Below are 21,585 nucleotides of genomic sequence, written 5' to 3' on the forward strand. Positions count from 1 at the left end.
ATGAACCCGATTTACGCACGCCGTCGCCGCACCGACATCGTCATCCGCGGGCTCTGCATCGCCGCCGCCGCCTTCGGCGTCACCTGGCTCGCGCTGATCCTGATCACGCTGCTCTACAACGGCCTTAGCGGCCTGAACCTCCAGGTCTTCACCGAGAACACGCCGCCGCCCGGCGCGTCCGAAGGCGGCCTGCTCAACGCCATCGTCGGCTCGCTGATCATGACCGTGCTCGGTGTCGGCATCGGCGCGCCGCTCGGCCTGTTCGCCGGCACCTATCTCGCCGAGTACGGCCGCAACGACAAGCTGACCTCGGTGATCCGCTTCATCAACGACATCCTGTTGTCGGCGCCCTCGATCATCATCGGCCTGTTCATCTACGGCGCCGTGGTGGTGCCGATGCGCGGCTTCTCGGCGATCGCGGGTAGCCTCGCGCTCGCCGTGATCGTCATCCCCGTGGTGCTTCGCACCACCGAGGACATGCTGCTTCTGGTGCCGAACGCGCTGCGCGAGGCGGCCTCCGCGCTCGGCCTGCCGCGCTCGCTGGTGATCAAGCGCATCGCCTACCGCGCCGCGCGCTCCGGCCTCATCACCGGCGTGCTGCTCGCCACCGCCCGCGTCGCCGGCGAGACCGCGCCGCTACTGTTCACCGCGCTGTCGAACCAGTTCTTCAGCCTCGGCCTGAACAAGACGATGGCCAACCTGCCCGTGACCATCAACAATTTCGTGCAGAGCCCCTACGCCTATTGGAAGCAACTCGCCTGGAGCGGCGCGCTGCTGATCACGCTCACCGTGCTTGCCCTGAACATTGGCGCCCGCATCCTCGGTGCCGAGAGGACCGCAAAATGACCGACCTGTCCGTATCCGTGAGTTCCAACGGTCACCTGGCCTCGCATCCGCTGCCGGAAGCGCCCGCCAAGGTGACGGTGCGCAACCTCAACTTCTATTACGGCGAGCATCACGCGCTGAAGAACATCAACCTGACGCTCGGCACCAACCGCGTCACGGCGTTCATCGGCCCGTCGGGCTGCGGCAAGTCGACCCTGCTGCGCATCTTCAACCGGATGTACGACCTCTATCCGGGCCAGCGCGTCACCGGCCAGCTGATGCTGGACCAGACCAACATTCTCGACCCCAAGCTCGACCTCAATCTGCTGCGCGCCCGCGTCGGCATGGTGTTCCAGAAGCCGACGCCGTTCCCGATGACGATCTACGAGAACATCGCCTTCGGCATCCGCCTCTACGAGAAGATCTCGAAGTCGGAGATGGACGACCGGGTCGAGAAGGCGCTGCGCGGCGGCGCGCTGTGGAACGAGGTCAAGGACAAGCTCAACGCTTCGGGCCTGTCGCTCTCCGGCGGCCAGCAGCAGCGCCTCTGCATCGCCCGCACGGTCGCGGTGCGGCCTGAAGTGATCTTGTTCGACGAGCCCTGCTCGGCGCTCGATCCGATCTCGACCGCCAAGGTCGAGGAGCTGATCCAGGAACTGTCCGAGAACTACACGATCGCGATCGTCACCCACAACATGCAGCAGGCGGCGCGCGTCTCCGACAAGACCGCCTTCATGTATCTTGGCGAGCTGATCGAGTTCGACGACACCAGCAAGATCTTCACGTCGCCGAGCGACCGGCGTACGCAGGATTACATCACCGGCCGGTTCGGCTGAGGAGACGGGACATGGGTACTGAACATACCGCAAAGGCCTTCGACACCGACCTCCAGGAGCTCACCCGCCTGGTCGCCGAGATGGGCGGCATCGCCGAGCGCATGATCGTCGATTCCGTCGACGCGCTGATCCGCCGCGACGTCGCGCTCGGTCAGCGCGTTGTCACCACCGACGCCGAGCTCGATGCGCTGCAGAAGCGCATCGAGGAGCGCGCCGTGCTCACCATCGCCCGCCGCCAGCCGATGGCGGTGGATCTGCGCGAGATCGTCGGCGCCATGCGCGTCGCCACCGATCTCGAGCGCATCGGCGACCTCGCCAAGAACATGGGCAAGCGCGTTGCGGCGCTGGAGACGGACTTCCATCCGCTAAAACTGTTCCGCGGCCTGGAGCACATGACCGACCTCGTGCAGCAGCAGGTCAAGTCGGTACTGGACGCCTATGCCGCGCATGACCTGCCGGCGGCAATGGCGGTGTGGAAGGGCGACGAGGAAGTCGACGCCATCTGCACCTCGCTGTTCCGCGAGCTCCTCACCTACATGATGGAGGATCCGCGCAACATCTCGTTCTGCATTCCATCTGATGTTCTGCGCCAAGAACATCGAGCGGATCGGCGACCACGCCACCAACATCGCCGAAACCGTGTTCTACATGATCGAGGGGCAGGCGATCACCGACAAGCGGCCGAAGGGCGACATGACGACCTTCGCCACGACGGTACCGAATACCTAGGGAGCGACGACAACATGGGCGCACGCATTATGGTGGTTGAGGACGAGGAAGCTCTCACCGAGCTTCTCCGTTACAACCTCGAAGGCGACGGCTATGACGTGGAGACGGTGATGCGCGGCGACGACGCCGACACCCGCCTCAAGGAACACATCCCGGATCTGATCGTGCTCGACTGGATGCTGCCGGGACTATCAGGCATCGAGCTGTGCCGGCGGCTGCGCACCCGTCCCGAGACCAAGCAACTCCCGATCATCATGCTCACCGCGCGCGGCGAGGAGAGCGAGCGGGTGCGGGGTCTTGCGACCGGCGCCGACGACTGACATCGTCAAGCCGTTCTCGGTGCCGGAGCTGCTCGCGCGCGTTAAGGGCCTTCTGCGGCGCGCAAGTCCGGAGCGGCTCGCCACCGTGCTCGCCTACGGTGACATCGAGCTCGATCGGGACAAGCGCCGCGTGGCGCGCTCGGGCCGGCCGATCGATCTCGGCCCGACCGAATATCGCCTGCTGGAGTTCTTCCTGGAGCATCCCGGCCGCGTGTTCTCGCGCGAGCAGCTGCTCGACAGCGTCTGGGGCCGCGACATCTATATCGACGAGCGCACTGTCGACGTCCATATCGGCCGCCTGCGCAAGCTGCTCAATCTCGGCCGCGAGCAGGACCCGATCCGCACCGTCCGCGGCGCCGGCTATGCGCTGGATGATCGGTTTGCGAAGGCGGAGCAGACGTAAGGCGTTTGGTGGGGATGAGTTAGCGAGCTGTCGCCCCAATTTCCGCGTCGTCCCGGCGAAGGCCGGGACCCATACCGCGTGATCTATCGATTGGGCGCGGTCTTGATTGCACGGTGCAGCCGCATCATTGAGAGTCTTCGCCAAATGGCATTCGGTGGCTATGGGTCCCGGCCTTCGCCGGGACGACACCGAACATGTAGAGCCGCCATCGCACGACGGCTCATTTCTGGTCTCAGAACAAACTCACCGCGTGCTCGGCTTGGCCGGCGCGCGCCGGCGATCTGCGGCCGGCTGATAGGCCACGCGCGAGTGCTGGGCACAGTAGGGCAGGCCGGACAGCGCCCTGCCGCCGCAGAAGAAGAAATCCGGGCTCGAGGGATCGCCGACCGGCCAGTGGCAGGTTGCCTCGTTCAATTCCAGCAGCGACAGCCGCTGGCTCATCGGCACCACGTTGTCGTAGGTGACCGGTTCGGCCTCGACCTCGACCTCGAAGGCCTGCGCCAGCGCGGTGTTGCCGCGCGAGATCGGCCGGGTCACCCGCATCATGTGCTGTGCTGGGCGCGCCTTGCGCGGCCGCGGCGCGGCCGAAGATGGGCTCTTGGCGCGGCCCGACAGGCCGAGCCTGTGCACTTTGCCGATCACGGCATTGCGGGTCACATTGCCGAGCTCGGCCGCGATCTGGCTGGCCGAAGTCCGGCCTCCCAGAGCTTTTTCAGCTGCTCGACGCGATCGTCGGACCAGGTCAAAACCGTCATTGCACCCTTTCCCTCGCTGCGCGCCGCCATCCTGGGGCCTCACAGCGAATGCCTAAGCCTTGAAAAACCCGTGCCGCCAGAATCCCTTAAGGCTCGCCGGGCGCGCTACTGACGCCCGAACGTTTACGCCGGTACATGAGGACTTAGAGGATCAGAACCGCTGCACGAGATGTCGTATCTGACAGGCCAAACGCTACAATATGGCGTGACTCCCGCGCAAGAGTCCGCCGACTCGCTTCCACATGTTCCGTGGTGAAAACCCCGCAAAATCGGCACCGCAAGACTACGGATTCAGCGTTTCGCGAGGCTTTCCGGGCGGCATTGACACCGGTCTTGCCAGGCATAAGATAGTGCCGCGTGCCGCCCTTAAAAGGCGGCACGTTTCGTTTTCCGGACCGGTCAATGGTGCGCTGCGCAAGGCACGCCAGGCAGGTCTCAACTTTCAAATGCAACATCCAAGTGATGGTCATGACCAACAGCGCCGCGCCGCATCTGCTTCCCGTTTTCGCCAGGGCCGACCTTGGTTTCGAGCGCGGCGAAGGCTGCTGGCTGATCGCGACCAATGGCGATCGCTATCTCGATTTCACGTCGGGCGTTGCGGTGAACGCGCTCGGCCATGCCCATCCCGCGCTGGTCAAGGCGTTGCAGGAGCAGGCGACCAAGCTCTGGCACATGTCGAACCTGTTCCAGAGCCCGGATGGCGAACGGCTTGCAACGCGTCTGTGCAACGAGAGTTTCGCGGACTTCGTGTTCTTCTGTAATTCCGGCGCCGAAGCGCTGGAATGCGTGATCAAGGTCGTGCGGCGCTATCACGCCGCCAAAGGCCATCCCGATCGCTATCGCATGATCACCTTCGAAGGCGCCTTCCACGGCCGTACGCTGGCGACGCTGGCTGCGACGGGCTCGGCAAAATATCTCGAAGGTTTCGGCCCGCCGATGGACGGCTTCGACCAGGTCCCGCATGGCGATATCGAGGCCGTGAAGAAGGCGATCGGTCCGCAGACCGCCGGCATCCTGATCGAGCCGATCCAGGGCGAGGGCGGTGTGCGTTCGTCGGCACCCGCCTTTCTCAAGGCGCTGCGCCAGCTCTGCGACGAGAAGGGCCTGTTGCTCGCGTTCGACGAGGTGCAGACCGGCATGGGCCGCACCGGCGATCTGTTCGCGCATCGCCGTCTCGGCGTCACGCCCGACGTGATGTCGCTGGCGAAGGCGCTCGGTGGCGGCTTTCCGATCGGTGCCTGCCTTGCGACCGCGGAAGCGGCCTCCGGCATGACACCCGGCTCGCACGGCTCGACCTTCGGCGGCAATCCGCTCGCGATCTCCGCTGCGAACGCCGTGCTCGACGTCATGCTCAAGCCCGGCTTCTTCGATCACGTGCAGAAGATGTCGCTGCTGCTCAAGCAGAAGCTCGCCTCCGTGATCGATCGCCATCCTGATGTCGTCAGCGAAGTGCGGGGCGAGGGTCTCCTGATCGGCATCAAGGCGGTCGTGCCTTCGGGTGATCTCGTTGCCGCCTTGCGCCACGAAAAACTGCTCACCGTCGGCGCCGGCGACAATGTCGTGCGCTTTCTGCCGCCTCTGATCGTCACCGAAGCCGAGATCGAGGACAGCGTCGGGCGGCTCGAGCGCGCCTGCACGGCGATCTCGTCCAGTCAGACCAAGCGGGCGGCAAGCTGATGAGCAAGTCGCCAAAGCACTTCCTCGACATCAACGAGCTCCCGCTGTCGGAGCTCAAGCGCATGCTCGCCGCATCCTCCGCCATGAAGGCGAAGCAGAAGGCGCATCAGCCGGTCAGGCCGCTCGAAGGCAAGACGCTGGCGATGATCTTCGAGCGCCCCTCAACGCGGACGCGGGTGTCGTTCGACGTCGCCATGCGCCAGCTCGGCGGCGAGCCCATCATGCTCACCGGTGCCGAAATGCAGCTGGGCCGTGGCGAGACCATCGCCGACACCGCGCGCGTGCTGTCGCGCTATGTCGACGCCATCATGATCCGCATCCTCAATCACGAGGCGCTGCTGGAGCTTGCGGCCTATGCGACCGTGCCCGTCATCAACGGCCTGACGCGCCGTTCGCACCCTTGTCAGGTGATGGCCGATCTCATGACCTATGAGGAGCATCGCGGCCCGATCGAGGGCAAGACGGTGGCCTGGACCGGTGACGACAACAACGTGCTGGCGTCCTGGGCCCACGCCGCCGAGCGCTTCAAATTCCAGCTCAACGTCGCAACGCCGCCGGAGCTCGCGCCGAAGAAGGCGATGCGCGACTGGATCAAGACGACCAATGCGCCGATCGTGCTCGGCACCGATCCGGAAGCCGCCGTGCGCGGTGCCGATTGCGTCGTCACCGACACCTGGGTGTCGATGGGCGACAAGGAAGGCGAGCACCGCCATAACGTGCTCAAGCCCTACCAGGTTAATGCCAAGCTGATGTCGCTGGCCAAGTCCGATGCGCTGTTCATGCACTGCCTGCCCGCCCATCGCGGCGAGGAGGTCACGGATGACGTGATCGACGGCCCGCAATCGGTCGTGTTCGACGAGGCCGAAAACCGCCTGCACGCGCAGAAGGGCATTCTGGCCTGGTGCTTTGACGCGGTGAAGTAGGCGGGGGCGCATTTGGATCGTCGTCCTGGCTTTCGCCAGGACGACACCGAATTTGCAGGATCGTGTGTAATCATAGCTGCATCCGGAACACGCCGCCTCGCACCCCTTCCAATCCGTCACCTCCGACCCCAGATAAAGCGCCATGGTTTTCCAATCCCCTGACATGAAAACCGGGCTCGAAGGCCCGGTTCGCGCGCCATCAGCAGTTCCGATCGATGACGCCGTGCTGCCCTACGAGGTCGATGCGCTCGACGTGCGCGGCCGCCTGGTGCGGCTCGGCCCGGCGCTCGACGACATCCTCACCAAGCACGATTATCCCGCCCCCGTCGGCAAGCTGCTCGGCGAGGCCATCGTGCTGACGACGTTGCTCGGCTCGGCGCTGAAATTCGAGGGCCGTTTCATCCTTCAAGCCCAGACCGACGGTCCGGTATCGTTCCTGGTCGTCGACTACATGGCGCCGGATCGCCTGCGCGCCTATGCGCGCTTCGATGCTGCGCGCCTCGGTGACGCCAGGGATTCAGGGACGCTGCTCGGCCGCGGCCATCTCGCCATGACCATCGACCAGGGTCCCGACATGAGCCGTTACCAGGGCCTGGTCGCGCTCGACGGCGGCGGCCTCGAAGAGGCCGCTCACGAATATTTCCTGCGCTCCGAGCAGATCCCGACGCGCGTGCGCCTCGCGGTCGGCGAGGAATGGCGCAGTAGCGACGGCGGCAAGCATCGCTGGCGTGCTGGTGGCATGTTGATGCAGTTTTTGCCGAAGGCGCCGGAGCGCGCGCGGCAGGCCGATTTGCATCCCGGCAACGCGCCCGAAGGCACCGAGGTGCACAGTGTCGCGGAAGACGACGCCTGGGTCGAGGCGCGCTCGCTGATCGAGACCGTCGAGGACGTCGAGCTGATCGATCCCGAGCTGTCCGGTGAGCGGCTGCTGTTCCGCCTGTTTCACGAGCGCGGCGTGCGCGTGTTCAATCCACAGGTCCTGAAGGCACAATGCTCCTGCTCGCGCGATGCGGTCGCGTCCATGCTGAAGAGTTTTTCGCCGGACGACCGCGCCGCCATGGTCAAGGACGATAAGGTCGTGGTGACCTGCGAGTTCTGCTCGTCGGTCTATCAGTTCACGCCGCACGAGGCGGGCGTGGAGAACGCGTAGGTTCTGCATTCTCCGTCATTGCGAGCGGAGCGAAGCAATCCAGTCTGCCGCCGCGGAAAGATTCTGGATTGCTTCGCTGCGCTCGCAATGATGATGGGCAGGCTGCTTGCCAAGAACTCCGATCTCGTAGGGTGGGCAAAGCGTAAGCGTGCCCACCATCTTATCCGCGGCGACTGAAATGGTGGGCACGCTTCGCTTTGCCCACCCTACGGCACCGAGGCCCGCCCCTAATTCAACACCCGCTTGTAGTCCGGGCTGTCCAGCGAAAACGTCGGCACGTCGATCTCGAAGCGCTCGCCGCTTTCGCTGACCATCTGGTAGCGGCCGGTCATGAAGCCGGAGGCGGTCGTGAGCGGCACGCCGGAGGTATATTCGAAGCGCTCGCCGGGGGCCAGGATCGGCTGCTCGCCGACGACGCCCTCGCCCTTCACCTCCTGCTGGCGGCCGGAGGCATCGGTGATGATCCAGTGCCGCGTCTTCAGCTGCACGGTCTCGTCGCCGGAATTGGTGATGACGATGGTGTAGGACCAGAAATAGCGGGAGCGGTCGGCCGACGACTGCTCCGGAACGAAGTTCGGCTCGACGGTCACTTCGATCTGGCGGGTCACGGCGCGGTACATAACCTCCATCATACCGAAATCCGCCCGGGGAACCAAACGCTGGAGACGGCTTTGGCGACATCGTCCCGCCAGAATTCGCGGGGAAGGACTTCCCCAAGGGAAGACACCCTTATGTGATCGTGCCGCTTTGCGGGACGACGGCTGGAACGGTAAACTCCATTGCACGTCGCGATTTGCGGAAGGGTTTTTGGCCCCCGATGACCATTGCCGACCAAGTGACGGGATCGACGATCGCGGGAACCGCGGGTGCCAAACCCGCAGGCACCAAGCCGCGGGCCGCCGCGCCGGCCATCACGCTGCCGGCCATCGGCGAGCGCGAACTCCGGCTCGATCTGTTCCGCGGGCTGGCGCTGTGGCTGATCTTCATCGACCATCTGCCAACCAGCCTGCTGACCTGGTTCACCATCCGCAATTACGGTTTCAGCGACGCCACCGAGATCTTCATCTTCATCTCCGGCTATACCGCCGCCTTCGTCTACGGCCGGGCGATGCTGGAGAACGGCGTCGTCATCGCCACCGCGCGCATCCTGCGCCGCGTCTGGCAAATCTACGTCGCCCACGTCTTCCTGTTCACGATCTTCCTCGCCGAAATCTCCTATGTGGCGACCAGCTTCGAGAACCCGCTCTACACCGAAGAGATGGGCATCATGGATTTCCTCAAGCAGCCCGACGTCACCATCGTGCAGGCGCTGCTGCTGCGCTTCCGGCCCGTCAACATGGACGTGCTGCCGCTCTACATCGTGCTGATGCTGGCGCTGCCATTGATCCTGTGGTCGATGAAGTGGAAGCCCGACGTCACGCTCGGCCTCTCGGTCGTGCTCTACGCGGTGACCTGGGAATATGACCTCTACTTCTCGGCCTATCCGAACGGCTTCTGGGCGTTCAATCCGCTGGCCTGGCAATTGCTTTTCGTCTTCGGTGCATGGTGCGCGCTCGGAGGTGCGCGACGCATGTCGCGCATTCTGGCCTCACCGGTGACGATGTGGATTGCGATCGCTTATCTGGTCGCGGCGTTCTACGTGACGCTGACCTGGTACGTGCCGCAGCTTGGTCACCTCATGCCGAAGCGCATCGAGCAGTGGATGTATCCGATCGACAAGACCGATCTCGACGTGCTGCGCTTCACCCATTTCCTGGCGCTGGCCGCGCTCACCGTGCGCTTCCTGCCGCGGACCTGGCCGGGCTTGAAATCGCGCTGGCTGCGACCGCTGATCCTGTGTGGGCAGCATTCCCTCGAGATCTTCTGTCTCGGCGTCTTCCTGGCCTTCGCCGGTCATTTCATCCTGGCCGAGGTCTCCGGCGGCGCAGCCATGCATGCGTTGATTAGTCTCTCCGGAATCCTGATCATGTGGGGGGTGGCCTGGGTGATTTCGTGGTACAAGAGCGTGGCTGACAAGAGCGGTGCGAAAACCAAAAACGCCGTCGGCAACGCCGATCTGGCGGGAGGGGGCTGATGAAGGCGAAGGTTCTCCTGAGCCTGATCCTGCTATGCGGTGGTCTCGCCGCGCCCATGGCGCGCGCGGGCGATGCTGCGTCTGCCGCTCCGGCCGCGCCCGCGGCCTGCGAATTGCCGCCCTATCTGCTCACCAGCGAAAGCCAGCTTCCCAAGGTCGCCGACGCCGTCAAGGCCGGCAAACCGCTCGAGATTCTGGTCATCGGCAGCCGCTCGACCACGATTCCTTCCTCGGAGAGCAGCTCATATCCGGCACGCATGGAGGTGAGCCTCAAGGACAAGCTGCCGCCCCCGGGAGCGGTGCACGTCTCCGTAGAAATACAGAGCAAGAGGACGGCACAGGAGACCGCCGCCACCTTCGTTAAGCTGATGGAAGCAAAAACGCCTACTTTGGTCATCTGGCAGACCGGGACCGTGGATGCTATCCGATCCATCGATCCCGACGAATTTCGCAGCGCAGTAACCGAAGGGGTTACTGCGTTGCAAAAGACAGGGGCTGACGTCGTCTTGATGAATTTGCAGTATAGCCCGCGCACCGAAACCATGATCGCGGCGCAGCCTTTTCTCGATAATATGCGCGTGGTGGCGCAGGAGCACGACATCCCACTGTTCGACCGTTTCGCGATCATGCGGCAGTGGAACGATCAGGGCCAGTTCGACCTGTTCAACCCGTCCCGCGGGCCTGAGCTGGCGAAACAGGTTCATGATTGCCTTGGCCGGGCGTTGGCACAATTCGTGATCGACGCTGCCCATCTGGAGCCGGCCCAGCAGCAAAATTGAGGTCTAGCGTTAATGAGTTCTCTCCGCCCTTTTTGTCTGACGTCATGGCTGGCTGCGCCCGCAGCAGCAATGCTGCTGGTGCTGGCACCCGCTTCGCAGCTGCGCGCGCAGACGCAAGCCGCACAGGCGACGCCCGCGCCCGCGCCGCCGGCTGATCCCGCTTCCGCCCCGTCCTCCCAAACCACCGTCGCCGCAACGTCTCCCGACCAGCGCGGCATCACCGCGCGTGCCATCGACAAGGTGAAGGAGGTCGCAAAGTCCGCCGGCGACATCTTCAGCCGAGTGCCCTGTCTGCCGCCGAAGGGCGGCTCGAAGGCGATGGGCACGCTGCCGCATGTCGCAAGCAAGCTCGTCGCCGGCCAGCCCGTCGTCATCGTCGCGTTCGGCTCGTCGTCGACCGCAGGATTCGGTGCGAGTTCGCCGGAGTTCAATTATCCGAACCGCCTCGCCGCACAGCTGCGCCGGAATTATCCGACCGCCGACATCACCGTCGTCAATGCCGGCGTTGGTGGCGAGGATGCGCCCGAGATGATGAAGCGCCTTCAGACGCAGGTGATCGACGTGCATCCGGATATGGTGATCTGGCAGGTCGGCACCAACGCCGTGCTGCGCAACCTCGATCCCGGCGAGACCGCAAAGATAGTCGAGGATGGCATTTCCCGCATCCAGGCTGCGGGCGGCGCCGACATCGTGCTGGTCGATCCGCAATATTCGCCGGCGGTCAACAAGCGCGCCGAGAGCGCGGGCAAGATGGTGAAGCTGCTCGGCAAGGTCGCCGAGCTCCGTCACGTCGGCATCTTCCCGCGCTTCGAGGTGATGCGCGAGTGGCACGAGAAGCAGGCGATCCCGGTCGAGGGCTTCGTCATCGCCGACGGCCTACACATGAACGATTGGGGCTATGCCTGCTTCGCCCAGCTCCTCGGCGACGACATCATCCACTCCGTCGGCCAGATCAAGCTCGGGGTGAACGTGCCGGCCGACGTGCGGGCGTATCGGCCGATGTAGGTATGAATGCCGTAGGGTGGGCAAAGGCGCGCTCTTCGCGCGCCGTGCCCACCATCTATCGGCAGTGTGATCGTGAATGGTGGGCACGCTTCGCTTTGCCCACCCTACGAGTCCGAGCCTTTGGCTCGCTCACGCCTTCTCCAGCGCCGCGGTCAAATCCTCGATCAGATCGTCCGCATGCTCGAGCCCGGCGGAGAAGCGGATGAAGCCCTCGCTGATGCCGAGCGCGGCGCGGTCTTCCGGCTTCAAACGCTGATGCGTCGTGGTCGCCGGATGCGTGACGAGACTCTTGGCGTCGCCGAGATTGTTGGAGATCTTCGCCAGCTTCAATTCATTGAGCACGCGGAACGCGGCCTGCTTGCCGCCCTTGACCTCGAAGCCGACCAGCGTCGAGCCGCCACGCATCTGCTTCTTCACCAGCGCCGCCTGCGGGTGATCGGCGCGGCCGGGATAGACCAACCGCGAAATCTTCGGATGGCTGGCCAGCACCTCGGCAATGCGCGCCGCGGTGTCGGTCTGCGCGCGCACGCGCACGCCCAGCGTCTCCAGGCCCTTGAGCAGGACCCAGGCGTTGAACGGCGAGATCGACGGGCCGGTCTGGCGCATGAAATTGTGGATGTGCTCGGCGATGAAGGCTTCCGAGGACAGGATGATGCCGCCCAGACAGCGGCCCTGGCCGTCGATGTGCTTGGTCGCCGAATAGACCACGACGTCGGCCCCGAGCGCGAGCGGGCTCTGCCAGATCGGCGTTGCGAAGACGTTGTCGACCACGAGCCGCGCGCCACCCTTGTGCGCGATCTCGGCGATGCCGGGGATGTCGAGCACATCCAGCGTCGGGTTGGTCGGACTCTCCAGGAAGAACGTCTTGGTGTTGGGCTTGAGCGCCTGCTGCCACTGGTCGAGATCGAGGCCGTCGACCAGCGTGGTCTCGATGCCGTAGCGCGGCAGCAAATCCTGCACCACATAGAGGCACGAGCCGAACAGCGCCCGCGAGGCTACCACATGGTCGCCCGCCTTCAGCGGCGCCAGGATCGCGGTCGTCACCGCCGCCATGCCGGTGGCCGCCGAGCGGGCCGCCTCGGCGCCTTCGAGCTCGATCATGCGGCGCTCGAACATCGCGATGGTCGGATTGGAGTAGCGCGAATAGATGAAGCCGGGGTCCTCGCCCTTGAACCGCGCCTCGCACTCCTCGGCGCTGTTGTAGACGTACCCTTGCGTCAGGAACAGCGCCTCCGACGTCTCGCCATATTGCGAGCGCAGGGTCCCGGAATGGACCAGGCGGGTTTCGGGACGGTAGGTGGCAGGCGACTTCGACATAGGACCCTCCGACATGACCGTCGAGCGAGAACGGTCACAAAAAACCGGCCTGGATATCTCCACGGGCCGGGATCAGCGAGGTCCCGGCCTGTTTAGCGACTTATTTAACGTGGCTGCAAGCCGGCCGGCTCAAATCACCACGGGATAAGTGATGCTCATATTCCGCAATGCCCTTTCCGTCAAGGCGTCCATCGGATAGCCGTAAAAGGCTAGTATTTCCCGTATATCGGGATGCGTTTGCCCCTTGCTGAGGACCCCCGGTTGACGTTCACGGTCGCTGCCGACGCCAATGGTATCCTGCCCGACCGCATGATCGCGGCGATGGCGGAGGCGGGGCTCATCCTGCCCGCGTACGACTTCGTCGAGAGCCAGATCCAGCCGGCGAGCCTCGATTTGCGCCTCGGCGACATCGCCTATCGCGTCCGCGCCAGCTTCCTGCCCGGTCCCGGCGCCACCGTCGCCGAACGCATCGACGAATTGAAGCTGCACGAGTTCAGCCTGGCCGACGGCGCGGTGCTGGAGACCAACTGCGTCTACATCGTGCCGCTGCTGGAAAGCCTCGCGCTGCCGCCGGAGATCGTCGCGGCCGCGAACCCCAAGAGCTCGACCGGCCGGCTCGACGTCTTCACCCGCGTGATCGCCGACGGTACCCGCCGCTTCGACATGATCGGCGCCGGCTATCACGGCCCGCTCTATGCCGAGATCAGCCCGAAGACGTTTCCGGTGCTGGTGCGCGAGGGCTCGCGCCTGTCGCAGGTCCGCTTCCGCACTGGCGACGCCATCCTCAATGCCGACGAGCTCGATGCGCTGCATGCCGCCGAACGCCTGGTCGACATCGACGATGCCGATCTCTCCGGTGGCGTCGCCGTCTCCGTCGACCTGTCGGGTGAGAAAGCGAATGGCTTCGTCGGTTATCGCGCCAAGCGCCACACCGGCGTCGTCGACGTCGACCGCCGCTCCGGCTATGCAGTAGAGGATTTCTGGGAGCCGATCTCGGCCCGCCCCGACGGCAGCCTGATCCTCGATCCCGGCGAGTTCTACATCCTCGCCTCCAAGGAAGCTGTGCAGGTCCCGCCCGACTACGCCGCCGAGATGGTGCCGTTCGATCCCTTGGTCGGCGAGTTCCGCGTGCACTATGCCGGATTCTTTGATCCCGGCTTCGGCTATGCTGGTGCCGGCGGGCAAGGCGCGCGCGCCGTGCTCGAGGTGCGCTCGCGCGAAGTGCCGTTCATTCTCGAACACGGCCAGATCGTCGGCCGCCTCGTCTACGAGAAGATGCTGGCGCGCCCCGACGCCATGTACGGCCAGCGCATCGGCTCCAACTACCAGGCGCAGGGCCTCAAACTATCGAAGCATTTTCGGGTGTAGCCCGATCCTGTAGCCCGGATGGAGCGCAAGCGTAATCCGGGAGTTCTCTCGCTTGTGGCACCAATACCGGATTACGCTGCGCTCCATCCGGGCTACAAGGTGTTGGCATGACCGATCAATCCGAACTCGACGCACATATCCTCGACGACGTTGCGGACGCGCTGATCTATTCGGATCGCTCCGGCACAATCACACGCTGGAATCGGGCATCGGCCGCCCTGTTCGGCTTCTCCGCCGGGGAAGCGCTGGGGCAGAATCTCGATCTGATCATTCCAGAGCATCTGCGCGCCGCACACTGGAGGGGTTTTGAGGCTGCGCTTTCCAGCGGCACGATGAAGCTTGCAGGGCGTCCGACGCTGACACGCGCGCTGCACAAGAGCGGACGCAAGCTCTACATCGAGATGACCTTCGCGCTGGTGCGCGATGCCGCTGGAGCGGTGCAGGGATCGGTGGCGATGGCACGCGACGTGACGGAACGCGTCGAGCGCGAGCGCGCTGCCAAGGCCGCGCAAAATTCGTGATGCGGAATTGACGGGCCGTCGTGCAGGGCGGCCTGCATGCGCGTCATGTTGCCTGTCACCGGGTGCAGTGACACACTCGATCGAAACAACGATCGGGAGCGAACATGACCGCCGCATCAGACACAGCGCAGGAAGCCCAATGGAAACGCTGGCGCGCGGTCGCGGATCTCTATCACGCCTACTTCACGGGCCTGATCCTCACCGTGGTCACGCGGCGCGGCACGGCGGATGCCGCTGAATTCGTCTTCCGCGTGTTCCGCCGCCAGCAGCAGGAGCGCTTCCTGCCGGGGCTCGAAAAGCTCGGCCTCCGTCATCTGCCGCCGGCGGTGGCTGCTGCGCAATATCACTATCTCTCCAACTGGATCGGCGGCGTGCATGTCGAATACATGTATGAGAGTGATCGCAAAGCCTGGATCCGCTATCCGCCGCCGCGCTGGATCTGGAAGGGCACCGCGATCTGCGGCGTGCCCGGCGAGGTCAGCCGCGCGATGCTGCGTGGCTGGCACGCCAACAACGGCGTCGCGCTCGGCGATCTCCGCCTCGGCTTCGTCTGCACCAAGCAGAGCGTCGATGGCCAAGACGGTCTCGAAGGCTATTACCACCAATACGATCACCCACTCGAGCTCGACCAGCGCCTGGTGTTCGCGCGGCATCTGGAGGCCCCTACGTTCGATGCGAAGACCGCGCCGGCTTTGCCGGTTGCGAGCTGGCCGAAACCGCGGCTGGAAAAAGCCTATCGCAACTACGCAATGGAATATGTCCGCACCGCCGCGCCGGTGATGGTGCAGCTGTTCGGCCCGGAAGATGCCGGCTATCTCCTGCACCTCACCGGCAAGCTGATCGGCATGCAGTATTTCGACGAGGTCGCGGCGGCGTTGGCGATGAGCCGTGGCGGTGCGCGCGAATTTGCATCGTTCCTGAACGCGCTGTTCGCCGCGCAGGACGATGTCGCCGAAACGGTGCAATCAGAAGGCGCGTTCGAAACAAGCCAGCAGAGCTGGAAGTTGATGGACGACGTCGCCGACTATCACCCCGCCTGCGCCAAGTTGCTGGAAGGACTGTTCGAAGGCCTCGCTGCGGGATGCGGACGAAACATCGGCGTGCGCATGCGCACCGCGAGGGGCGGCCGCCCGCCGCTGGTCTGGACGATTGAATAGGCCAGGGTGCCGCCGCACCACTTCGCCTCTCCCCGCCTGCGGGGAGAGGCCGGAATTTGCGAAAGCAAATTCCGGGTGAGGGGGTCTCCACGAGTCCAACTGTCACTGCCTTTGCCGGAGCAGCCCCTCACCCCAGCCCTCTCCCCGTAAGAACGGGGAGAGGGAGAAGGAAAGCCGCAATTCGCGGGTTGAAATGCGCTGCCGCAGGGCACGCCTGCACCTGACGCAGGAGGAATTGCTGCGCAGCATGCTAACAAGCGCCTGTTGCGCTTTCCGCGCGAAGAAATCGTTTCGCACACCTGTTCATTGCCGCGCCGCAATTGGCGCTTGTGCCCGGGAGATGACATGTCCGACATCGCGGAAATCCCGGTCGATGCACAGGAGCGCCCGCTGCCGCCGCCTCCGCGGCCGGTCAGAAGCGCGCTGACCGACGGCCCGATCCTGCGCACGCTGCTCGGGCTCGCCTGGCCGAACGTGATCGGGTTATCGGCCGGCATGTGCGTGGTGATCGCTGAGACATCCTATGTCGGTCGGCTCGGTGTCGAGGCGCTGGCGGCGATGGCGCTGGTGTTTCCGACCGTGATCCTGACCATGACGATGTCGGGCGGCGCCATGGGCGGCGCGGTGGCCTCCGCCATCGCGCGCGCACTCGGCACCGGGGATCGCGAGCGCGCTGGAACGCTCGCCGTACACGCGATGCTGATCGGCATCAGCTTCGGTCTCGTCTTTATGCTGGGCATGCTGATCTTCGGGTCGCGCCTGCTGGAATTGCTCGGCGGCCGCGGCAATGTGCTGACCCACGCAATCGCCTACACGCAGGTGTTTTTTGGCGGCGCGGTACTGCCCTGGCTGCTCAACACCATGGCCGGCGTCCTGCGCGGCACCGGCAACATGAAGCTGCCGTCGCTGTTGATCCTCAACTCGGCGGCCTGGCAGGTCGTGCTCGGGGGCACGCTGGGCCTCGGGCTCGGACCGGTGCCGCAGCTCGGCATGCGCGGCGTCGCGGCCGGCGCGCTGATCGCTTATTCCATGAATATCTGCATCATGGGCTGGTACCTGTTCTCCGGCCGCGCCCGCATCGCGCCGAGGCTGCGCGGCTTGCGCATCCAATGGGCGATGTTTTTCGACATCCTGAAGGTCGGCGCCATCGCCTGCTTCTCGCCGCTGCAATCGGTGCTGACGATCTCGATCTTCACCCACATGCTGGCGAAGTTCGGCACCGCGATTCTCGCCGGCTACGGCATCGGCGCGCGGCTGGAATTTTTGCTGACCTCGATCGCGTTCTCGTTCGGCATCGCCTGTGTGCCAATGGTCGGGATGGCGATCGGCGCGGGTCGCATCGCGCGCGCCCGGCGCATCACCTGGATCGCCAGTGCTGCCGCTTTCGTGGCGGTCGGCGCGCCGGCATGCCTCGTTGCGATGTTCCCTGATCTCTGGGTCAACATCTTCACCGACAGCGTCGCCGTGCGCGCAGCGAGCCACCAATATCTCTCGACGGTCGGACCGTTCTACGCCTTCTTCGGCCTTGCAACGACGATGTATTTCTCCTCGCAAGGCGCCGCCAAGGTGATCGGGCCGGTGCTGGCGCAGACCGCGCGATTGATCTACATCGCAGCTCTCGGCTGGTGGCTGTCGACCCACGATGCCACCGCGCAGAGCTTCTTCTGGCTTGCCGCAAGCTCGATGGTCGTGCTCGGCCTGCTGTCGTGCTCCAGCGTGGTGCTGACCCGCTGGGGACCGCGCCAGACGAAACCTGTGATCAGGCCAGCTCTGTCAGGTGCTGCCGACTAAAGCGCGATGAGATTAGGATGAACGCGCTTTAGGTTGTTGTTTGAGCATGATCTTTTCGGAAAACCGCTGCGCACTTTTCCGGATCATGCTTTAGCGATGCCTATGGCGGCGATGGCCGCCACCGCCGCCGGTGTTGGCGAGCCGCATCAATTGCGGGATCATCGCCATCATGTCGCCGCCACCGGCGCCACCGAGCATGCCCATGATGTCGCCGCCGCCCATGCCGCCGAGCCCGGTCGGCATATAGCCGCCTCCACCCATCGGGGTGTAACCGCCGTAGTTCGGCGCACCGAAGCCGCCGCCGAAATTGCCGCCGGACAGGCCGCTGCCGCCCATCATCCCGCCAAGCCCGCCGCCGCCATTCTCCATCATGCGGCTCATCATCGGCCCCATGGTCTGCATCAGCATGGCGAAGCGGCGCTTGCCCATCTTTGCCTTCATCATTTCCAGCATCGGAGCCATCCGGGTCATCATGTCCTCGCCGCCGGCACCTCCGCCGCCAAAACCTGCGAACTGCGCCTTCGCCGGCGAACTCGCGACGCAAAACAACAGCAGCACGGCGGCCGCCTGGCAGATCACCTTGTCCGCACCTCTCATGGCATGCTCCTCGCGTGCGTGGCTCCGCCGGGAGAGCGGAGCCAACCGGGCGCACGTCGCCATGGATACGGCTGGCGAGGGCGGAGCTCTGTGACAAAACCCACAGAGGATGATCAGGCCACCGCGAGAGGAAACGCTCTGTGCAAGGCGGTCACGGCTTCGCTGGTCTGCCCCTGAACGTAAGGCGCAAGCTCGTTCGGCAGCATGTCGATGATCCACACCAGTCGGCATCTTGCATCACCATCGGCAATCACCTGCACCGAGGCGCTGTAGTGCTTGAGCCGCTCGTTGTTGATGGCGTAGACCAGGCGCTGCCGCGCGTCGTCGCAATCGACCAGCACCTCGCGTGCCACCGAGCCATTGGCGAAGGTGACGATGCGTGCATCGCCGTCGAGCGTGCAGGCGGTGACGAAGCCCGGCACCAGCCGCTGATGCAGCGCGCCGAAATCGCGCACCGCGTCCCAGACATCGTGTGCGGAGGCGGGAAGGGGAATGTCATTGTGGATGGAGGCCATGGAGGTGTCCTTGATTCAATAGGTGATCGCCACAAGCGCCGTCATTGCGAGCGCAGCGAAGCAATCCAGAGTCTTTCCGCGGAGACAGTATTGGTAGGGTGGGCAAAGGCGCATAGCGCCGTGCCCACCGTTTGTTGGCATTGTCGCGAGCAGTTGGTGGGCACGCTTTCGCTTTGCCCACCCTACGAACTCTCGTAAGCGGTAAGCGGCTAAAGCTCACACGCAAACCGCCTCGACATTGTTGCCATCAGGGTCGATCAAGAACGCCGCATAATAGGTTGGGCTGTAATCCTTGCGCGGGCCGGCGCCGCCATTGTCGCGACCGCCGTTCTTCAGGCCTTCGCTGTGGAACGCCTTCACCGCGTCATGGTCCTTGGCACGGAACGCGATGTGGGCGCCGTCGGCCTTGCGTCCCTTGTTCAGGTGCAGCCACAGCGCCGGCTCGCCCTTCGGCCCGAAGCCGGCATAGCCGTCGCCGCTTGAGCACAGGACATGGCCGAGCGGCGCCAGCACCGCGGTGTAGAAGCGCGTGGCAGCGTCGAGGTCGGCAACGCGCAATCCGATGTGGTCGTACATATTCGTCTCCATTTGCAAAGCGCGCCGCAACTGGCGCGCGCCGGAGCCGAAGCTAGTCGAGGAGAGGTGGGACGCTCTTGGAAAATCTTGCGCTCGGCGCCCGGCTAGATCGCCGGCGTCTCCGCCTGCCACCGGATCACCCGCTTCAGGTGATACAGCTGGACCCACATGTTGGCTCCGATCACACTGACCGTTGCGACGATCAACGCCGTGACCTTGTGCGGTTTATGGAGGGCGAGGACGAGCAGGAACGCGGACAGGATCGCCGTAACTCCAAAGCTGGACCAGAGCCCGATGAGGCGTGGTGCAAACCAGGTTGGTTCTCCATCGGGGCCCCACTGCATCGAAATCTTGCGCGAGTTGATCTGGCGGCCGTAATAGAGGGCGCAGCCCGCGATGAAGGCGAGCCCCACGGCAAGCGCGATCAGCGCGGCCGCAATCACGTTACCTGAGGCACTGTCCATCTGCCGGCTCGTCGCATTGAAGGGGCGTTGATTCGCCCTTCGGTTGTAGTACAGCGCGATGTGCCGCAAGCGCCAGCGCGTCGCGCCTGTCTGGTCAACAGAGGGTTACCTGCGATGCCGGGCCTGTCTCAGTTGAGGACGAGGCGTTCCCCAAAAATCTTGCGCTCCCCCTTCGAGGCCTGACGGAACTTGGTCGGCGACACGCCGGCGGCGCGGTGGAAGGTGCGGACGAAGTTGGAGAGGTCGCCAAAGCCGACGTCATAAGCGATGTCGGTGACCGCGATGTCGTCATCAGTGAGCAGCCGCGCGGCGTGCCGCAAGCGCGAGCGCACCAGATATTGATGCGGGGTGACACCGAGCACGCTCGAGAACAGTCGGAGGAAATGGAATGGGCTAAGGCCCACTTGCCGCGCGGCCTGTTCCAGGCCGACTTCGGATGGCGAATTGTCGTCGATCCACAGCGCAGCTTCCACCGCGCGCCGGCGGTCGCGCGCGGTCGGCGGTGTCTGCTTGCGCGTCTTGCCCGAGGCGACGTCGACAAAGCGGCCGGCCAGGATGTGACCGATTTCGTCGAGGCCGATGTCGCTGTTGCCATCTGCCGCCGTCTGGGCGAGCTCACCGAACACCATCAGCTCGGGCAGCGGGGGCGTCGCGCCGATCTGCCAGACCTCGCGACGTCCGCCGAGGCCGTCGACCAGATCCTCACTGAGGAAAAAGCACAGGCAGACGTCGCCGGACACGTGCTCATGCGTACAGGTGTATTCCTCGCCGGGGGCGCCGACCAGCGTCGAGCCGGCCACCAGCTCGAAGAAGCCGGCGCGGCAATGGCAGCCAAAGCTGCCCGAACGGACATAGGCGATGGAATGGCCGGTGCGGCATTCGGCAAACGGCGCATCGTCCGGTCCCGCATCGCAGCGAAACTCGGAGACGGTCATCGAGCGTGTCGTCAGCAGCGTGGTCGCGTCCATGCCGCCTATCTAGGTAGGGGCACGCGGCGGGGCAACGGGCAGCAACACCTCGAACAGCGTTTTGCTGGTGACGGGATGGGCGCCCTCCAGCGCGAGCAGCCGCCGCTTGGAGATCACGCCGCCGTAAGGCGAGAGCCGGTCGGTAGAGTTGCCGGCCTCCAGCACCCGATGGCAGGGCACGATCAGCATGTAGGGATTTTTCGCGATCGCCTGTGCCACCGAATGCGCGGCACCGGAGGCGCCGAGCGCCTTGGCGACCTCGTGATAGGTGCGCGTCTCCCCGCGCGGAATGGTGCAGGCGAATTCGTAGACGCGCCGGTTGAAGCCGGGCACGCCGCCGGCGTCGAGGCTGACGTCGGAAAAATCGGGGTCGCTGCCTTGCAGCAGAGCTACGATGCCCTCGATCGCAAGCTCGGCGTTTTCGGAGGGCCGCTGCTCGCGCGCCTCGGGATGGATCTGGAAAATCCGGCGACGGGTGTCGATCTCCCGCGCCTCGGGCAATTGCACGGCGACCACGCCGGTGCTGCTCCAGATGATGCCACAGCGCCCTATGGCCGTGTCGAATATCGCGTAAGCACGCCCCACCATGCACACGCCCCACTCAGTGCACGTTTCTCCCCAGACCGGCGATCATAACACCGCCACAATCCGGCGCACCTGGAATCTTGCCAAAACGTTAAGAAGCGTCAGGCCGGCCGCGCCAAAGCGCTTGGCGCGCGGCGCCGTCTCGGCTAATCAGAACGGGCGCAAGCTGCGCATCCGCGGGCGTAGTTCAATGGTAGAACGGCAGCTTCCCAAGCTGCATACGAGGGTTCGATTCCCTTCGCCCGCTCCA

Annotated in this window: 20 protein-coding genes, 1 tRNA gene, 3 pseudogenes and 1 riboswitch; of the genes and pseudogenes, 15 read left to right on the forward strand and 9 right to left on the reverse strand. The window is 64.7% G+C overall.

The genetic code is table 11. The features are described from left to right. The 4 genes and pseudogenes from pstA (at window position 1) to phoB (ending at window position 3,113) form a co-directional block, all read left to right on the forward strand. Complete coding sequence (gene pstA / locus ACSKB8_RS12050; protein WP_128955834.1) at window positions 1–846, forward strand: phosphate ABC transporter permease PstA; 846 nt, start codon at window positions 1–3, stop codon at window positions 844–846. After that, complete coding sequence (pstB, locus tag ACSKB8_RS12055) at window positions 843–1,661, forward strand: phosphate ABC transporter ATP-binding protein PstB (protein WP_091884952.1); 819 nt, start codon at window positions 843–845, stop codon at window positions 1,659–1,661. Before pstA ends, pstB begins: the two co-directional genes overlap by 4 nt. Window positions 1,662–1,672: 11 nt before the next feature. Further along, window positions 1,673–2,390, forward strand: a pseudogene (phoU, locus tag ACSKB8_RS12060) (phosphate signaling complex protein PhoU). Between the two features lie 14 nt (window positions 2,391–2,404). Beyond that, window positions 2,405–3,113: pseudogene (phoB, locus tag ACSKB8_RS12065) on the forward strand (phosphate regulon transcriptional regulator PhoB). Between the two features lie 243 nt (window positions 3,114–3,356). On the opposite strand, the pseudogene ACSKB8_RS12070 reads toward phoB, so the two are convergent. Next, window positions 3,357–3,868 (reverse strand): annotated as a pseudogene (locus tag ACSKB8_RS12070) (GcrA family cell cycle regulator). Window positions 3,869–4,336: 468 nt separating this feature from the next. On the opposite strand from ACSKB8_RS12070, the gene ACSKB8_RS12075 reads away from it, so the two are divergent. The 3 genes from ACSKB8_RS12075 (at window position 4,337) to ACSKB8_RS12085 (ending at window position 7,618) form a co-directional block, all read left to right on the forward strand. Beyond that, the gene (locus ACSKB8_RS12075) at window positions 4,337–5,545 is read left to right on the forward strand and encodes an aspartate aminotransferase family protein (protein WP_438104280.1); all 1,209 of its coding nucleotides are present in this window, start codon (window positions 4,337–4,339) and stop codon (window positions 5,543–5,545) included. Beyond that, entirely contained in the window at window positions 5,545–6,468 is a 924-nt protein-coding gene (gene argF / locus ACSKB8_RS12080; RefSeq protein WP_091884961.1) for an ornithine carbamoyltransferase, read from the forward strand. Before ACSKB8_RS12075 ends, argF begins: the two co-directional genes overlap by 1 nt. 142 nt (window positions 6,469–6,610) lie before the next feature. Next, the gene (locus ACSKB8_RS12085; RefSeq protein WP_438104281.1) at window positions 6,611–7,618 is read left to right on the forward strand and encodes an Hsp33 family molecular chaperone; all 1,008 of its coding nucleotides are present in this window, start codon (window positions 6,611–6,613) and stop codon (window positions 7,616–7,618) included. A 227-nt stretch (window positions 7,619–7,845) separates the two neighbouring features. On the opposite strand, the gene apaG is transcribed toward ACSKB8_RS12085, so the two are convergent. Then, complete coding sequence (gene apaG / locus ACSKB8_RS12090) at window positions 7,846–8,238, reverse strand: Co2+/Mg2+ efflux protein ApaG (RefSeq protein WP_128936886.1); 393 nt, start codon at window positions 8,236–8,238, stop codon at window positions 7,846–7,848. A 197-nt stretch (window positions 8,239–8,435) separates the two neighbouring features. Here apaG and ACSKB8_RS12095 point away from each other — a divergent pair, with 197 nt between their 5' ends. The 3 genes from ACSKB8_RS12095 to ACSKB8_RS12105 are packed head-to-tail and all read left to right on the forward strand — an operon-like array spanning window position 8,436 to window position 11,476. Then, on the forward strand, window positions 8,436–9,692 hold the full coding sequence (locus ACSKB8_RS12095) for an OpgC domain-containing protein (protein ID WP_128936885.1): 1,257 nt from the start codon (window positions 8,436–8,438) through the stop codon (window positions 9,690–9,692). Next, window positions 9,692–10,471 carry an SGNH/GDSL hydrolase family protein gene (locus ACSKB8_RS12100; protein WP_370991155.1) on the forward strand — a complete coding sequence of 260 codons (780 nt, stop codon included), beginning with the start codon at window positions 9,692–9,694 and terminating at the stop codon, window positions 10,469–10,471. Before ACSKB8_RS12095 ends, ACSKB8_RS12100 begins: the two co-directional genes overlap by 1 nt. A gap of 12 nt (window positions 10,472–10,483) precedes the next feature. After that, window positions 10,484–11,476 carry an SGNH/GDSL hydrolase family protein gene (locus ACSKB8_RS12105; protein WP_438104283.1) on the forward strand — a complete coding sequence of 331 codons (993 nt, stop codon included), beginning with the start codon at window positions 10,484–10,486 and terminating at the stop codon, window positions 11,474–11,476. Window positions 11,477–11,605: 129 nt separating this feature from the next. Here ACSKB8_RS12105 and ACSKB8_RS12110 read toward each other — a convergent pair whose 3' ends face one another. Then, window positions 11,606–12,793 (reverse strand): O-succinylhomoserine sulfhydrylase, encoded by a 1,188-nt coding sequence (locus ACSKB8_RS12110; protein WP_438104285.1) that lies wholly within the window; start codon window positions 12,791–12,793, stop codon window positions 11,606–11,608. 71 nt (window positions 12,794–12,864) lie between these two features. Then, window positions 12,865–12,944: riboswitch (SAM riboswitch) on the reverse strand. Window positions 12,945–13,024: 80 nt separating this feature from the next. Here ACSKB8_RS12110 and ACSKB8_RS12115 point away from each other — a divergent pair. The 4 genes from ACSKB8_RS12115 (at window position 13,025) to ACSKB8_RS12130 (ending at window position 17,630) form a co-directional block, all read left to right on the forward strand. Further along, window positions 13,025–14,161, forward strand: coding sequence for a 2'-deoxycytidine 5'-triphosphate deaminase (locus ACSKB8_RS12115; RefSeq protein ID WP_091884996.1), 1,137 nt, complete (start codon window positions 13,025–13,027; stop codon window positions 14,159–14,161). 107 nt (window positions 14,162–14,268) lie between these two features. Then, window positions 14,269–14,682: a PAS domain-containing protein gene (locus tag ACSKB8_RS12120; RefSeq protein ID WP_438104287.1), complete on the forward strand. Its 414-nt coding sequence runs from the start codon at window positions 14,269–14,271 to the stop codon at window positions 14,680–14,682. A gap of 104 nt (window positions 14,683–14,786) precedes the next feature. After that, window positions 14,787–15,839: a hypothetical protein gene (locus ACSKB8_RS12125; RefSeq protein ID WP_438104289.1), complete on the forward strand. Its 1,053-nt coding sequence runs from the start codon at window positions 14,787–14,789 to the stop codon at window positions 15,837–15,839. A gap of 345 nt (window positions 15,840–16,184) precedes the next feature. Then, on the forward strand, window positions 16,185–17,630 hold the full coding sequence (locus ACSKB8_RS12130) for an MATE family efflux transporter (RefSeq protein ID WP_438104290.1): 1,446 nt from the start codon (window positions 16,185–16,187) through the stop codon (window positions 17,628–17,630). Window positions 17,631–17,720: 90 nt separating this feature from the next. On the opposite strand, the gene ACSKB8_RS12135 is transcribed toward ACSKB8_RS12130, so the two are convergent. From ACSKB8_RS12135 to ACSKB8_RS12160, 6 genes are all read right to left on the reverse strand, one after another. Next, entirely contained in the window at window positions 17,721–18,227 is a 507-nt protein-coding gene (locus tag ACSKB8_RS12135; protein WP_370991056.1) for a hypothetical protein, read from the reverse strand. 113 nt (window positions 18,228–18,340) lie between these two features. Further along, entirely contained in the window at window positions 18,341–18,742 is a 402-nt protein-coding gene (locus tag ACSKB8_RS12140; protein ID WP_438104292.1) for an SRPBCC family protein, read from the reverse strand. A 216-nt stretch (window positions 18,743–18,958) separates the two neighbouring features. Continuing rightward, window positions 18,959–19,318: a VOC family protein gene (locus ACSKB8_RS12145; RefSeq protein WP_164935100.1), complete on the reverse strand. Its 360-nt coding sequence runs from the start codon at window positions 19,316–19,318 to the stop codon at window positions 18,959–18,961. Between the two features lie 104 nt (window positions 19,319–19,422). After that, a complete protein-coding gene (locus ACSKB8_RS12150; protein WP_438104294.1) occupies window positions 19,423–19,782 on the reverse strand; it encodes a hypothetical protein in 360 nt (119 codons plus the stop codon). Between the two features lie 128 nt (window positions 19,783–19,910). Then, window positions 19,911–20,750 carry a helix-turn-helix transcriptional regulator gene (locus tag ACSKB8_RS12155; protein WP_438104295.1) on the reverse strand — a complete coding sequence of 280 codons (840 nt, stop codon included), beginning with the start codon at window positions 20,748–20,750 and terminating at the stop codon, window positions 19,911–19,913. A gap of 9 nt (window positions 20,751–20,759) precedes the next feature. Continuing rightward, window positions 20,760–21,338, reverse strand: a complete 579-nt coding sequence (locus tag ACSKB8_RS12160; RefSeq protein ID WP_438104297.1) for a methylated-DNA--[protein]-cysteine S-methyltransferase — start codon at window positions 21,336–21,338, stop codon at window positions 20,760–20,762. Window positions 21,339–21,511: 173 nt separating this feature from the next. Here ACSKB8_RS12160 and ACSKB8_RS12165 point away from each other — a divergent pair. Next, a tRNA-Gly gene (locus tag ACSKB8_RS12165) sits at window positions 21,512–21,585 on the forward strand.

Origin of the sequence: Bradyrhizobium sp. BR 1432, from assembly GCF_051547705.1 — a bacterium.
GTDB lineage: Bacteria > Pseudomonadota > Alphaproteobacteria > Rhizobiales > Xanthobacteraceae > Bradyrhizobium > Bradyrhizobium zhanjiangense.

Excerpts from the sequence above, each read along its gene's own strand:
- pstA (WP_128955834.1), top strand. The coding sequence starts at position 1 with ATGAACCCGATTTACGCACGCCGTCGCCGCACCGACATCGTCATCCGC.
- pstB (WP_091884952.1), top strand. The coding sequence starts at position 843 with ATGACCGACCTGTCCGTATCCGTGAGTTCCAACGGTCACCTGGCCTCG.
- ACSKB8_RS12075 (WP_438104280.1), top strand. The coding sequence starts at position 4,337 with ATGACCAACAGCGCCGCGCCGCATCTGCTTCCCGTTTTCGCCAGGGCC.
- argF (WP_091884961.1), top strand. The coding sequence starts at position 5,545 with ATGAGCAAGTCGCCAAAGCACTTCCTCGACATCAACGAGCTCCCGCTG.
- ACSKB8_RS12085 (WP_438104281.1), top strand. The coding sequence starts at position 6,611 with ATGGTTTTCCAATCCCCTGACATGAAAACCGGGCTCGAAGGCCCGGTT.
- apaG (WP_128936886.1), bottom strand. The coding sequence starts at position 8,238 with ATGTACCGCGCCGTGACCCGCCAGATCGAAGTGACCGTCGAGCCGAAC.
- ACSKB8_RS12095 (WP_128936885.1), top strand. The coding sequence starts at position 8,436 with ATGACCATTGCCGACCAAGTGACGGGATCGACGATCGCGGGAACCGCG.
- ACSKB8_RS12100 (WP_370991155.1), top strand. The coding sequence starts at position 9,692 with ATGAAGGCGAAGGTTCTCCTGAGCCTGATCCTGCTATGCGGTGGTCTC.
- ACSKB8_RS12105 (WP_438104283.1), top strand. The coding sequence starts at position 10,484 with ATGAGTTCTCTCCGCCCTTTTTGTCTGACGTCATGGCTGGCTGCGCCC.
- ACSKB8_RS12110 (WP_438104285.1), bottom strand. The coding sequence starts at position 12,793 with ATGTCGAAGTCGCCTGCCACCTACCGTCCCGAAACCCGCCTGGTCCAT.
- ACSKB8_RS12115 (WP_091884996.1), top strand. The coding sequence starts at position 13,025 with ATGCGTTTGCCCCTTGCTGAGGACCCCCGGTTGACGTTCACGGTCGCT.
- ACSKB8_RS12120 (WP_438104287.1), top strand. The coding sequence starts at position 14,269 with ATGACCGATCAATCCGAACTCGACGCACATATCCTCGACGACGTTGCG.
- ACSKB8_RS12125 (WP_438104289.1), top strand. The coding sequence starts at position 14,787 with ATGACCGCCGCATCAGACACAGCGCAGGAAGCCCAATGGAAACGCTGG.
- ACSKB8_RS12130 (WP_438104290.1), top strand. The coding sequence starts at position 16,185 with ATGTCCGACATCGCGGAAATCCCGGTCGATGCACAGGAGCGCCCGCTG.
- ACSKB8_RS12135 (WP_370991056.1), bottom strand. The coding sequence starts at position 18,227 with ATGAGAGGTGCGGACAAGGTGATCTGCCAGGCGGCCGCCGTGCTGCTG.
- ACSKB8_RS12140 (WP_438104292.1), bottom strand. The coding sequence starts at position 18,742 with ATGGCCTCCATCCACAATGACATTCCCCTTCCCGCCTCCGCACACGAT.
- ACSKB8_RS12145 (WP_164935100.1), bottom strand. The coding sequence starts at position 19,318 with ATGTACGACCACATCGGATTGCGCGTTGCCGACCTCGACGCTGCCACG.
- ACSKB8_RS12150 (WP_438104294.1), bottom strand. The coding sequence starts at position 19,782 with ATGGACAGTGCCTCAGGTAACGTGATTGCGGCCGCGCTGATCGCGCTT.
- ACSKB8_RS12155 (WP_438104295.1), bottom strand. The coding sequence starts at position 20,750 with ATGGACGCGACCACGCTGCTGACGACACGCTCGATGACCGTCTCCGAG.
- ACSKB8_RS12160 (WP_438104297.1), bottom strand. The coding sequence starts at position 21,338 with ATGGTGGGGCGTGCTTACGCGATATTCGACACGGCCATAGGGCGCTGT.